The organism is Mammaliicoccus fleurettii (assembly GCF_002018435.1).
GTDB lineage: Bacteria > Bacillota > Bacilli > Staphylococcales > Staphylococcaceae > Mammaliicoccus > Mammaliicoccus fleurettii.
The window spans coordinates 55,339-69,646 of the sequence record NZ_MWJM01000003.1; the positions used below are offsets into that span (position 1 = coordinate 55,339).

General features: G+C 30.7%; 11 protein-coding genes. 8 read left to right on the forward strand and 3 right to left on the reverse strand.

The features are described 5' to 3' along the window. Positions 1-23: 23 nt before the first annotated feature. Together B2G86_RS03230 and B2G86_RS03235 are read left to right on the forward strand one after the other, a co-directional pair. Complete coding sequence (locus B2G86_RS03230) at positions 24-773, forward strand: alpha/beta hydrolase-fold protein (RefSeq protein ID WP_078356703.1); 750 nt, start codon at positions 24-26, stop codon at positions 771-773. Between the two features lie 35 nt (positions 774-808). Next, positions 809-1,315 (forward strand): YjcG family protein, encoded by a 507-nt coding sequence (locus tag B2G86_RS03235; RefSeq protein ID WP_078356704.1) that lies wholly within the window; start codon positions 809-811, stop codon positions 1,313-1,315. A 1,121-nt stretch (positions 1,316-2,436) separates the two neighbouring features. Here B2G86_RS03235 and ltaA read toward each other — a convergent pair. Further along, complete coding sequence (ltaA, locus tag B2G86_RS03240; RefSeq protein ID WP_078356705.1) at positions 2,437-3,633, reverse strand: lipoteichoic acid biosynthesis MFS flippase LtaA; 1,197 nt, start codon at positions 3,631-3,633, stop codon at positions 2,437-2,439. Beyond that, positions 3,611-4,786, reverse strand: coding sequence for a diglucosyl diacylglycerol synthase (locus tag B2G86_RS03245; protein ID WP_078356706.1), 1,176 nt, complete (start codon positions 4,784-4,786; stop codon positions 3,611-3,613). Before B2G86_RS03245 ends, ltaA begins: the two co-directional genes overlap by 23 nt. Positions 4,787-5,071: 285 nt before the next feature. Here B2G86_RS03245 and B2G86_RS03250 point away from each other — a divergent pair, with 285 nt between their 5' ends. The 6 genes from B2G86_RS03250 to B2G86_RS03275 all read left to right on the forward strand — a co-directional run bounded on the left by B2G86_RS03250 (position 5,072) and on the right by B2G86_RS03275 (position 12,708). After that, positions 5,072-6,556 carry a UDP-N-acetylmuramoyl-L-alanyl-D-glutamate--L-lysine ligase gene (locus B2G86_RS03250; RefSeq protein WP_078356707.1) on the forward strand — a complete coding sequence of 495 codons (1,485 nt, stop codon included), beginning with the start codon at positions 5,072-5,074 and terminating at the stop codon, positions 6,554-6,556. Then, a complete protein-coding gene (locus tag B2G86_RS03255; protein WP_078356708.1) occupies positions 6,546-6,785 on the forward strand; it encodes a YueH family protein in 240 nt (79 codons plus the stop codon). The genes B2G86_RS03250 and B2G86_RS03255 overlap by 11 nt, the downstream gene beginning before the upstream one ends. 13 nt (positions 6,786-6,798) lie before the next feature. After that, on the forward strand, positions 6,799-8,361 hold the full coding sequence (locus B2G86_RS03260; protein WP_078356709.1) for a peptide chain release factor 3: 1,563 nt from the start codon (positions 6,799-6,801) through the stop codon (positions 8,359-8,361). A gap of 220 nt (positions 8,362-8,581) precedes the next feature. Then, the gene (locus B2G86_RS03265) at positions 8,582-9,403 is read left to right on the forward strand and encodes a TerC family protein (protein ID WP_078356710.1); all 822 of its coding nucleotides are present in this window, start codon (positions 8,582-8,584) and stop codon (positions 9,401-9,403) included. Between the two features lie 253 nt (positions 9,404-9,656). Beyond that, on the forward strand, positions 9,657-11,339 hold the full coding sequence (locus B2G86_RS03270; protein WP_078356711.1) for a S1C family serine protease: 1,683 nt from the start codon (positions 9,657-9,659) through the stop codon (positions 11,337-11,339). A gap of 16 nt (positions 11,340-11,355) precedes the next feature. Next, a complete protein-coding gene (locus tag B2G86_RS03275; RefSeq protein ID WP_078356712.1) occupies positions 11,356-12,708 on the forward strand; it encodes a TrkH family potassium uptake protein in 1,353 nt (450 codons plus the stop codon). Positions 12,709-12,751: 43 nt separating this feature from the next. Here B2G86_RS03275 and B2G86_RS03280 read toward each other — a convergent pair whose 3' ends face one another. Further along, complete coding sequence (locus B2G86_RS03280) at positions 12,752-14,224, reverse strand: ATP-binding protein (RefSeq protein WP_078356713.1); 1,473 nt, start codon at positions 14,222-14,224, stop codon at positions 12,752-12,754. Between the last annotated feature and the right edge of the window lie 84 nt (positions 14,225-14,308).

The window sequence follows — 14,308 nt, forward strand, 5'->3', positions numbered from 1 at the left end:
ATGTACAGTTGGGAGCGTTTTATATGGAGAAAAAAATAGGTCTAGTTGACCAAATAAAACTTGAAAGTAAATTTTTAAAAAGGGAAGTGACGATCTCAATTTACTTACCTAAAGACTACACTGATCTATATAAACATCATGTTGTGATTACATTTGATGGCAGAGACTTTTTCCAATTTGGACAAATACATCGAGAATATGAAAAGTTAAGAACTGCAGAAATGGTAGAAAGAGCGATTATCGTTGGTGTTCACTATGAAGATGTAGAACTTAGAAGAAAAGAATTTCATCCTGATGGAGAGCACCGAAAAGAAATGTCACAATTTGTTGTAAAAGAACTATGTCCTTATATTGATAAAACATTCTCAACTTTAAAAGTAGGAAATGCAAGAGTATTATTAGGTGATAGTCTTGCAGCAAGTGTAGCATTGGTTACTGGTTTAGAATATCCACATCATTTTAGTCAACTTGGGCTGTTTAGTCCATTAATAAATGATACGGTAACTGAAAAGTTTCAAAATTGTTTATCTAAAGATCTATTAACAATTAAACATTATATTGGTAAAGAAGAAGATTCATTTAAACTGATTAGTGGAGATCTAGCAGATTTCTTAACGCCTAATAGAGAATTTAGTGAACGTGTTAAACAAGCTAACTTAACATATGAATATGAAGAATTAGATGGTGGACATACTTGGAAAACATGGAAACCTGAATTGGGAAATATATTAAGTTACTTTTTAAGTCATCAAAATCAGAAAAATTTGATATAATAAAAAGGAAGACAAACAAAGGAGGAAGTATCATTATGAAATTAGGCATCGTACTTATTCCATCAAAACCATTCCAAGAAGCAGTGAACGCTTATCGCAAAAGATATGACAAGCACTACGCATTAATCACACCACATATTACAATTAAAGAAAAATTTGAAGTTGATGATAATATGCTTGATGAGGTTAAGTCTAAACTTGAAGAAACAGCTAAAGAATTCGAACCAGTGGAAATTCAAGTTTCAAAAGCATCAAGCTTTGCACCAACTAAAAATGTAATTTATTTTAAAGTTACTAAAACTGATGAATTAGTTTCTTTATACAGTAAATTCAATAACGGTGACTTCTATGGTGAAAGTACTCATCCATTCGTTCCACACTTCACAATTGCACAGGGGTTATCAAGTCAAGAATTTGAAGATATTTATGGACAAGTTAGAATGGCTGGAATCGATCATTCAGAAACAATCGACACAATTAAATTAATGAAACAAAATGAAGACGAAACATGGTCAGAAGCAGCTTCTTATACTTTAGGCTAATTTCATGTTTTCAAAATGCCAACAAAGCTCAAACTTTGTTGGCAATTTTTTATGCATGCTTTCCGCGGGCATATAAGTGTAGTGTTAAAAGCAATACTAGGCAAAACTGCTGATAAGTGTAGTGTTAAAAGTAGTTCTAGGCAAAACTGCTGATAAGAGTAGTGTTAAAAGCAGTACTAGGCAAAACTGCTGATAAGAGTAGTGTTAAAAGCAGTACTAGGCAAAACTGCTGATAAGAGTAGTGTTGAAAGCAGTTCTAGGTAAAATTGTTGATAAGAGTAGTGTTAAAAGCAGTACTAAGTAAAATTGCTGATAAGAGTAGTGTTAAAAGCAGTACTAAGTAAAACTGCTGATAAGAGTAACCATAAAAGTAGATTTGATTACAAATTAGAGCTTAAGACATAAATATCCTAAAACTTTAAAAAGAGCAGAAATTCATTATTAAAATTGAATTTCTACTCTTATTTTTTTAAAATCATTCACACTACTTCCGACTAGTGTAAATATAGCTACTCATGCTTACACTTCTCTCAACTTGTGTAAATATAGATACCTTTGCTTACACTTCTCTCTACTTGTGTAAATATAGATACCTTTGCTTACACTTCTATAGAGATGTGTAAATATAGATACCTTTGCTTACACTTCTATAGAGATGTGTAAATATAGATACCCTTGCTTACACTTCTATAGACTTGTGTAAATATAGCTACTCATGCTTACACTTCTCTCAACTTGTGTAAATATAGATACCTTTGCTTACACTTCTATAGACTTGTGTAAATATAGCTGTTCTATAACTAAGAGGCTGAGACAATTAATTTGTCTCAGCCTCTTAGCATTGTATTAAAATAGATATTGTTAACGATTTTGTAAGTGCTGACGCCTGAGGGAAAAGTATGTGTGAGAGACTACAGGCTTGAGCCATACCCCTAGGCAAGCATGCACGAACAAAATCGTAAGATTTTATAAAAAAATAGGCTAGCATGCACATACAAAATCGTAAGATTGTTATAAAAATAATTATTAGTAATGATTTAAAAAATAAGCATATCACTGTAAATTTTAAAAATCAGTTAAGTGATATGCTTATTTATTTTGAGTTAGGAAATATGTTCCTGTTATATTGATTTTTTCTTTTTGTAATTCAAAGCAAAGTAAGTCCCATAGAATAATGCTAAGAATAAAAACATTAAACTAGATGCATAAATTGTATAATAGACATCTCTAAATACTTCTGATATTAAGCCACCTATAAGAGGCCCAATCATTGTACCGAAACCTTGAACACTATTGAATACGCCCCATGTTTCTTCTTGAACTTTACTATGAATATGTCCTGCCATAAAAGTGTTCCAAGCTGGTAAGAGTAAGCCGTATATTGTACCTATAAGCAATGCTATTAAAAGTACGATTAATAATTGAGTTAATAGGGTTAATCCAAAAATAAATGAACTATAAGCTAAGAAACCTACGAAAATTATAATATGCGTAAACGTCTTAGAGTGCTTATCCATTAATTTTGAGAAGAACAGCATTGATATCGTACAACCAATTCCACCAACAATGAGTATAATTGTATATTCTAAAGTAGTTACACCCATATGTTTTGTTGCATACGTAGGTAATATTGGTACAAGCATACCTATTGCAGATCCTTGCAAGAATATTCCTGGGAATAGTAGTAAATGACGTCTCGTTACTTGAACAATTTCTTTGAATTGTTTTTTGACTGATTTACTTTCGTAGTTAGTTAATTGAACTTTAACAAAATAGAACAAAATCCAAGCAACTAACACGCAAACAGCCATCATAAATGTGAATCGAGTCGGATGCAATTTGAATAGTAAGTTCATAAAGATCATACCTGAGAGCATACCGACTAACCAACTAAAATAAACATAGCCCATCTGTTTGCCTCGTGATGATTCACTTACACTTGATAACATAATGACCCATATGGGACTTACAGCGATACCAAGTAATATTGCACTTAATATAAATATCACTGGTGTTGGTATAAATATAATTAACGCTAAACTAGAAAAGGCTAGTAAAAATCCACAAGTTAAGATAACTGTTGGACCGAATCTTTTTAGAAGAAAACCAATAACAAAGTTTGTTAATGCGTCACTTATAAAATGTAAAGAGATTGCTAACGAAGTAATACCAACAGTCACTTTAGCAGTGGTTGTTGGTAAAATAGGTAAATAACTTAGAATATACATACCTCTAGCAAATTCCATCATGAATAATATGATAAGCATTAACCAAAAATCTTTTTTATAAAATGATTTATCTGATAAAGTATTTGGCATACATAGGAACCTTTCCATAAACTTCATTATATGAAAGTGAGTCACTTAATAATGATAGTAAATCGTTACAAATAGTTTCTGTTGATTTTTTTATATAATTCTCTTCTAGTAATTTAGTCATCTCTTTCAATTTGTTAGGTTGATTCGTAAGTGAAATAACCATTTTAGTGGCTTCTTCCGGTGTGGTTGCAATTTTTCCATAGCCCTTTTGTTCAAAATAATCAGCATTTTCTAATTCTTGACCTGGTGCTGGATTTAAGAATATGAGTGGTAAATGTCTTGAAAATGCTTCAGAAATCGTGATGCCACCTGGCTTAGTAATCATAAGTTGACTAGTTGCCATCCACTCATTCATATGTTTAGTATAACCAAGTATTAAGACATTCTTATTACCTTTAAAATGCGTGCTCAATTCATTCTTTAAAGATTTACTGTTACCACAAATCATCACAACTTGTGCATCTTTAGCATACATATCAATTTTACTTATCATGGTAGAAAATCCAGTAGATACACCAAATGCACCTGCAGACATTAATATAACCTTCTTGTCAGGATCTAATTTGTGTTTAGTTAACCATCGATATCGATCTATTGGTTCTTCAAATTGTTTCGAAATCGGAATGCCTGTAACTTTAATGTCTTTTTCATCAATACCAATAGAATGAATTTCATTTTTTAAATCTTTAGTAGCTACATAATAACGATTTGAGTGTGGTGTAACCCAGTTCTTGTGTAAACGGTAGTCTGTTATAACTGTTGCAATAGGTATATTTAAATTAAACTGTTCTGTTAAAACTGAAACGACTGGTGTCGGAAAAGTTAACAAAATTAAGTCGGGCTTTTCTTTTATAAGTAAGTTAAGTAATTTATTTAGTCCATAATATTTATAGAAACATTTATCAATTTGTTCTGGTCTACTATAGTAGAAGAATTTATACATGTTTCTAAAATATTTAAAGCTGTTTATATACCATTGTTTAGCGATGGAAGTCATAATAGGGTGTGCTTCTAAAAATAAATCATGTTCTATTACAGTCAAATGATTTAAATTCATTTCACCAAATTGTTTCACAATACTATTCGTAACTTGTAAATGACCGTTACCGAAAGAACCAGTAATAATCAATAATTTTTTGTTTTGAGAAACCATTAGACACACTCCGTATTTGTATTTAAATTCTATGATAGTTTAACGCATTTTTCCTCTTTTGTGAAAAGATATAGCATATTATTACAAAAACTACATAGAATCTTTAAACTAATTCAACGTTTCTTTAGTAATTCTTCATCAATTGGATTTTCATCATAATATCATCTATTTGTATATCGAGTAAATACTCATTTATTTTATAATTCTTTATACATATAGTCAAAGCTATAAAATCATTATCATAAAGTGTATAATAAACCTATTGAAAATAAAGGAGAAATAACGATGAACGTTGAGACGTTATTAAATAAAATTAAAATTAAAAAAATATATGGTAATGAAGACCAAGAAGTAGTAGATATTACTACAGATTCTAGAAATGCATTTGAAGGTACAATCTTTGTTGCTTCACAAGGTTATACAGTTGACAGCCATAAATTCATACCAAACGTTGTTGAACAAGGTTGTACAGTAGTTGTAAGTGAGAATTACATGGAACTACCAGATCATGTATTATTAATCGTTGTCAAAGATACATTAAAAGTAGCGAGTATCTTTAGTCATATCTTATACGACTTTCCAAGTCAAAAATTAACTACAATAGGTGTGACTGGTACAAATGGTAAAACAACAATTGCTACAATGATTCATCATTTAACAAGAGGACTTGGAAAAGGAAGTGCTTATTTAGGTACAAACGGTTTTCAAGTTAATGAAAAAATTACAAAAGGTGTGAATACCACACCAGAAACTGTAACTTTAACAAAACATATAGTAGAAGCAGTAAACGAAGAATGTGAAAGTATGACATTTGAAGTTTCAAGTCATGGTTTAGTTATCGGTAGGTTAAGAGGTTTAGAATTTGATATTGCGATTTTTTCTAATTTAACGCAAGATCATTTAGATTTTCATGGTACTATGGAAGCTTATGGACATGCGAAATCTTTATTATTTAGTCAATTAGGACAAGATTATAGAAAAGATAAATTTGTTATACTCAATGCAGATGATAAATTTACGAAAGAATTAATACCAGTGACACCATTTGAAATCTTTACATATGGTATTGATAATGAAGCTGATTTTATGGCTAAAAATATTAAAGAATCAATTAGTGGAGTAGCGTTTACACTTGTAACGTCTTTTGGTGAATATGAAATCGATTCTCCTTATTTAGGTAAATTTAATGTACTTAACTTATTGGCTAGTATTTTAGGTTTATGGGTGCAAGGTTATGATTTATCAAAAGTTGCTCAGGCTGTGCAAACTATGCCACCTGTTGAAGGTCGTTTAGAAGTGTTAGATAGAAAGCTTCCTATTGATTTGATTATAGATTATGCACATACACCAGATGGTATGGATAAATTAATTGATGCAGTTAAACCATTCGTAAAACAAAAACTTATATTTTTAGTTGGAATGGCTGGAGAAAGAGACTTAACAAAAACACCAGAAATGGGTAAAATAAGTTGTCGAGCAGATTATGTCATATTTACACCAGATAATCCTGCAAATGATGACCCTAAAATGTTAACAGCAGAATTAGCTAAAGGAGCGACACATAATAATTATGTAGAATTTGAAGATAGAGCAGAAGGTATTAGACACGCAATTGAAATATCTGAACCAGGTGATACAGTTGTACTAGCATCGAAAGGTAGAGAACCTTATCAAATTATGCCTGGCCATGTAAAAGTTCCTCATAGAGATGATTTAATAGGTCTAGAGGCTGCTTATGAGAAATATGGAGGAAAGCCAAGTGAAGATTAGAGAAAGTCATTCGCAAAATTTGAATTGTAAAGTTTATATATATGAAAATAAAAAAGAAGAATATTTTGTAATATCTATTCCTGATTTGTTTTGGTCTATAAAAGTAGACTATGATTTATACGGAGAATCATTAATTGAGCATCTGTACTTGCATTTATTTAATGTGCTTGATGAAGATGAAGCGAATGAATTAGCGAATAGAATTAGCCAATGGACATCCGAACTATAAGGAGAAATGAATTGTGACGATAAAACAAGAAGTAGAAAGTAGAAAGACATTTGCGATAATATCCCATCCAGATGCCGGTAAAACAACATTAACTGAGAAGTTATTACTTTTTGGTGGTGCTATTAGACAAGCAGGTACTGTTAAAGGTAAAAAGTCTGGGAAGTTTGCAACAAGTGACTGGATGAAAGTAGAACAAGAACGTGGTATTTCTGTAACAAGTTCAGTTATGCAATTTGATTATGACAACTATAATATTAATATTTTAGATACACCAGGGCATGAAGATTTCTCTGAAGATACTTATAGAACATTAATGGCAGTAGACAGTGCAGTTATGGTAATTGACTGTGCAAAAGGTATTGAGCCACAAACATTAAAGTTATTTAAAGTATGTAAAATGAGAGGTATCCCAATTTTTACTTTTATAAATAAATTAGACCGAATGGGTAAAGAGCCTTTTGAATTATTGGAAGAGATTGAAAAGACATTAGAAATAGAAACTTATCCAATGAACTGGCCTGTTGGTATGGGACAAAACTTTTTCGGCATTATTGACAGAGCTGAAAAGACTATTGAACCATTTAGAGACGAAGAAAATATATTACATTTAAATGATGATTATGAACTAGAAGAAGATCATCCAATTAAAAATGACTCACAGTTTGAACAAGCAATTGATGAATTAATGTTAGTTGATGAAGTAGGAGAGCAATTTGATGAAGAAATGCTATTAGCAGGAGAACTAACTCCAGTATTCTTCGGATCAGCTTTAGCGAACTTCGGTGTTCAAAACTTTTTAAATGCATATGTAGATTATGCTCCAATGCCTAGTGGACGTAAAACTGAAGAAGGAGATGTCGTTGATCCATTTGATCAAGACTTCTCAGGATTCATCTTTAAGATACAAGCAAACATGGATCCGAGACATAGAGACAGAATTGCATTTATGAGAATTGTAAGTGGTGCGTTTGAAAGAGGTATGGATGTAACACTGCAAAGAAATAAGAAAAAGCAAAAGATTACACGTTCAACTTCATTTATGGCTGATGATACTCAAACAGTCAATCATGCAGTAAGTGGTGATATTATCGGTTTATATGATACAGGAAACTATCAAATAGGCGATACACTTGTTGGAGGTAATCAAAAATTTCACTTTGAAACGTTACCACAGTTTACACCTGAAATATTTATGAAAGTTAGTGCCAAAAACGTAATGAAACAAAAGCATTTCCATAAAGGTATTGAGCAATTAGTTCAAGAAGGTGCTATACAACTTTATAAGACGCTTCATACTAATCAAATTCTTCTAGGAGCAGTTGGACAACTTCAATTTGAAGTCTTTGAACATCGTATGAAAAATGAATACAATGTTGATGTCGTAATGGAACAGGTTGGTAAGAAAATTGCGAGATGGATTGAAAATGAAAAAGATATAACAGACAACATGAATTCAAGTAGATCAATTTTAGTGAAAGATCGCTTTGATCAATATGTATTCTTGTTTGAAAATGAATTTGCAACGAGATGGTTTGAAGATAAATTCCCTGAAATCAAATTATTTAGTTTGTTATAATTCATAAAACATTGTATAATAATATAATAAAACTAAATAGACCTACGACTTTGTCGAAGGGGAGTAACTTTAGAACTTAAAAATTCTAGCATATTATCGTCATTACGAAACGGAAGTTTCCGGTAATATGGACATACTATAAATGTTAAGTGAGACCTTTGCCTTTAATTAGGCATGGTCTCTTTTGTTTTTTATTAGAAAAAAATGGAGAGTGAATAAGATGGATCCGAGTTTATTTTTGAGTTACGGTTGGGTATTAATCGTATTAATTTTTCTAGAAGGATTGTTGGCAGCAGATAATGCTGTTGTAATGGCGGTAATGGTTAAACATTTACCAGAAGATTTAAGGAAAAAAGCATTATTCTATGGCTTGTTAGGTGCTTTCGTATTCCGTTTAATATCATTATTCTTAATTAGTTTCTTAGCTAACTTTTGGCCAATACAAGCAGCAGGAGCTATATACTTAATTTACATGTCTATTAAGAACTTGATAGACTTCAAGAAACATAAAGACGAAAAAATTAAGACAGCAGATGATATCGAGGGACAAGAAGATTTTACAGAATCAGAATTTCCTTCAGATGGCAAAGGTCATCATAAGTTGAAAAAGAATTTCTGGATGACAGTATTAAAAGTAGAATTCGCAGATATAGCATTTGCTATTGATTCAATGTTAGCTGCATTTGCAATAGCAGTTACACTACCAGCATTAGGTGTAGACTTTGGAGGCATGGATGCCGGTCAATTCGGTGTTATGTTCGTAGGTGGTATGATTGGTGTAATCATCATGAGATTTGCAGCAACATACTTTGTAGAATTATTAAATAAATATCCGAACCTAGAAGCAGCAGCATTTGCTATCGTAGGTTGGGTAGGTATCAAATTATTAGTAATCGTACTAGCACATGATGAAATTAAAGTATTACCACATGACTTCCCACATGGTGTATTGTGGCAGTCAATATTCTGGACAGTATTATTATTGCTAGTTGTGATCGGCTGGATTACATCAGTCCGTAACAACAAAAAAACAACCGAATAACTAGAATGATTTGAGGCTGAGACAATTAATTTGTCTCAGCCTTTCATCTTTTCGAAAAATGAGGTAATTTCAACCTTAGCTAATTCTCAATTTATGATAGTAATTTCTTTAGTTTTCAAGTTATTTAGCTATTTAGTAAATATATGTAAAAATAGGTGTATAATGTAGAGAAATACAATGGTTTTGTGTTAATAATTTTAATATTATATGGCATAATAGATACATTAAGTGTTTAGATTGAGGAGGGCAATAAATGTCACGAAAAAAACATGTCATTCCTAGAAATGAATATAAGAGACAACGACGTGAATTTTTTCATAATGAAGAACGTGAGAAAAGAATTGAACAAGAGAGAAAAGAGAATGAGATAAAAAGAGCAAACGAGTTAGAGTTACAGAAGAAAAATGAATTGCGTGTTAAAGAAAATATGCAAAAAGCTCGTATTGAAAAATTAACTAAAGAAGAAATTAAAAAGCAAAAAGAAGAATCTAAATCACACCCAACGATTGATTTAGATGATGATAGATTAGCTGCTACACAACAAGATCATACGGAAGAAGATATAAAAGCTGATAATAAAAGTGAATTAGATAATGACAAAGTTGATGTAGATAATGAAGAAGATATTCAAGAAATAAATTATAAAAAAGTGAGAAATGAAAGTCATAATAAAGATAAAAAACATGTTGCTAAAGACAATGATTTTGAAACTAATAAGCAACTTGGTGCAATACATGATGAAAAGGTTGAAGAAAAATCTCAAAATAAAAATAATATTTTGAATACTATTTTATCTAAAATTGAAAAACATTGGCCAATAATTGCGATTATTTTAGCCATTATACTAATCTTTATTTTAGTTTGGAGTATCTTCCAAAATGTGAACCCTCCAAATGAAAGTAGAAAGACTATTGAAGAACAACAATCTCAAAAAGGATTCCAAAAACCTATTACAAATGTAATGGAAGCAGTAGAAAAATCTAAGCATTCAGTAGTTGGTGTTTCTCATGAAGATTCTGATATATCTAGCAAGACTGAATCTTCACAAAAAGAAAAAGAAGAAAATAGCGGCGTCGGTTCTGGCGTCGTTTATAAAGTTGATGATAATAAAGCATACATAGTAACAAACGCACATGTTGTTTCAAGCGATAAAAAACCGATTATCACAACTGCAAACGGTAAGAAATATGATGGTAAAGTTTTAGGTACTGATCAATGGTCAGATATAGCAGTGTTAAGTGTGCCTATTGAAAAAGATGATAAATTCAAATCTATTAAATTTGAAGACTCGGATAATTTAATATTAGGTGAAACAGCAATCGTGATTGGTAGTCCTCTAGGTGCAGAATTCCAAAATAGTATTTCTACTGGCGTAGTTTCTGGCTTAAATAGAAAAGTTCCTGTTGATTTTAATGGGGATGACGAGTATGATTGGGAAATTAAAGCAATTCAAACAGATGCTGCAGTCAATCCAGGTAATTCTGGTGGACCAATATTAGATTCACAAGGTAATCTTATTGGTATAGTATCATTGAAGATTGATATGCCAAATGTAGAAGGTATGGCATTTGCTATTCCATCAAACGAAGCAACTGATTACATTAATACTTTAGAAAAAGACGGTGAAATTAAACGTCCTGAACTAGGTATAATGGCTCAAAATTATACTAAATTAAGCTCTAACGAAAAATCTCAAATAACTTTACCTGATAAATATAAATCAGGTATGGCAATAACGGGTGTTACTAAAGATGGTAATGCTGATAAAGCTGGAATTAAGTTTAATGATGTAATTGTAGGCATTGATGATACAAAAATTGAAAATAATCTTGAATTTAGGAAAGAATTATATAATAATCATAAAATAGGTGAAAAAGTTGATTTGAAACTTATTAGAGATGGTAAAGAAACTACTAAAACATTAACATTGAAATAAATAGAGGTGACAATTTGTGTCCATTATAAAATACTTTTTTCAAAAAATGACTCCACAACAAGGTATTGTATTATATTATTTGGGCGCAATCATTGTCGCCTTTTTATTATTGAATTTACCTTATGTTGTTAAACCTGATGTGAAAATTGCACCTGTCGATACGCTATTTGTAGCGGTATCTGGCGTAAGTGTGACTGGACTTACACCCGTTATAATTGAAGATACATTTACAATGTTTGGACAGGCAATAATATTAATTATACTTAATATTGGCGGTATAGGTGTCATGGCGATTGGTACTTTACTTTGGGTAATACTAGGAAAGCATATTGGTTTAAGAGAGCGACAACTCATTATGCTAGATAGTAATTCAAATGCTATGAATGGCGTAGTTAAATTAATATTAGATATTGTTAGAACTATATTAATGATAGAAGTAATTGGAGCGATATTATTATCTTTTTATTTTTATAAAGATATCGGCTCTGTTAAAGATGCGATACATCATGGCATTTTTGCATCTGTATCTGCTACAACGAATGGTGGTTTAGATATCACCGGGGAATCGCTAGCACCATATGCAAATGATTATTTCGTCCAAACGATTATAATGTTACTTATCATGTTAGGTGCAATAGGATTTCCAGTATTGATTGAAGTAAAAACTTATATGCGAAATACGCATCCGAACTTTAGATTTTCATTATTTACTAAAATTGCAAGTGCGACTTATTTGTTCTTGTTCTTATTAGGAACAGTTGTAATATATTTATTTGAGTTTTCAAACTCATTTAAAGACATTTCGTGGCATAAAGGTATCTTTTATGCTATGTTCCAGTCTTCATCAACACGAAGCGCAGGATTATCTACAATAGATCTTGGACAGTTTACTGAAGCAACGAATTTCTTTCTAGGTGGATTGATGTTCATTGGTTCATCACCAAGCTCAGTAGGTGGAGGTATAAGAACAACAACATTTGCAATACTTGTTCTTTATTTAGTCAATTTTAGTAATGGTCGTACGACGATAAAAGCATTTAATAGAGAGATACATCCTTTAGATATACAAAGGTCGTTTGCCGTTATATCATTGGCTTTAGCTATCACATTTGTTGGTGTGTTATCTGTAGTACGATTTGAAGACGGTAGACATGATTTACTTTCAATATTTTTTGAAACAATGTCAGCATTTGGTACATGTGGGTTATCAATGGGGATAACCGATAATTTACAATTAGGTTCGAAAATAGTGATTATGATACTTATGTTCATTGGACGTGTTGGGCTACTATGTTTCGTAGTTATGTTAGGTGGTAAATCAACGCCTGATAAATTCCACTATCCAAAAGAACGAATTCAAATAGGTTAAAAAAACTGGGACAATTAACTTGTCCCAGTTTTTTATTTATATATTAAATATGCTTAACTACAGGTATCATAATAATAAAAGTTGTGCCTTCAGTATTGTTAGCCACGCTTATTGTGCCATCCCAATCTTCAATTAATTTTTTACTTAAATAAAGTCCTAGTCCACTGCCTGAATCTTTTGTAGTAAAGAAGGGGTCAAATACTTTTTGTTGAACTTCTTTTGACATACCTTTTCCATTATCTTTAAATACTAATTTTATTTGTTTTGTATTTGTCTTTAATAGTTGAATTTCTATTGAAGCATTATGTACGTCAGTTAATGCGTCTTTAGAATTTTGAATTAAATTGATCAGTATTTGTTTTAATTGGTCTTCAGATAAAAAGGCATAAATGGGTTCTTCTGGTAATGATAAAGAAATATTTATGTTGTTTTGTTCTAATTCATACTTTGAAAATTGCTCTATATCTTTGATTGTCTGGCTAATATTAACATTTGTGTAAGCTAAGTTTGTTGGTTTACCTAAATATAAGAATTGTGTAACGATGTTATTAATTCTATCTAATTCTTCTGTAATAATATTAAAATGGTTATCTTGCTGGTTTTGATCATATTTCATTCTAGTGAGTTCTATAAATCCATTAATACTCGTTAAAGGATTTTTTATTTCATGCGCGGTATTTGCAGCCAATGTTCCTATTAGTCGCAATTTTTCATTATTTGCTTGTTCGATTAACTTTTCATGTTCTAATCTATCGGAACGACTTTTAAATATTAAAGTTAAAATCGTTAATATTAAGAAAATAACTAAGAAAATAAATATACTTGGTAAAATTACGCGCGTTATAACACTATATTGTCCAGTAATGCTAATTGTGACAGGTAAGTTATTGTAAAAATAAGTGATTGTTTTTGTATGTTTATGTGATTTGCCGACTTGATAAATTTGAGTACCATCTATACCTTGTACTTGTATTTGGAATCTCTTAGCAATTAACTTTATTTCATTTTTAAATGAATTCATATTTATTTCTGCAGCAACAGTATAGTCTTGATTTTTAATCTTTAATCGATTTGTAAGTAATAATGTTTTAGGTCTATCTAGTGATCTCTTTTTGCTACTTAATGTGGATTTTTGAGTAAATGGGAAGTGATACTTATATTGATTAAAGTCTTCTATTGAAGTATAGTTTGGTCCTTTAGAGTCATAGACGATTTGATTTTTATTATTCAAAATATAAATATGATCTATCCAAGTATATCTAGTATGATTATCTTTTAAAAATTGATTAATAAATTTTTCATCGTTACTATTAGATAATATCGTCGTTAAAGATTCAGAAATACTGTTTGATTCGCTTATGAATGTATCGATTTTTAAGTTAATAATTTCTTTAGTAGTATCAAATCTTTGATTAATTCTATTATTATAGTTTTTACTAATGAGTGCACCAATTAATATAGAAACGATAAGTGCAAAAACAATATTTAGTATGATAATTTTATTAAAAGGTTTCATAATATTCTCCTATGTATATATACTCTTAATTGAGTATATTATGATTAACTAATATTGCCAACATAAAATAAAATTACATTATCA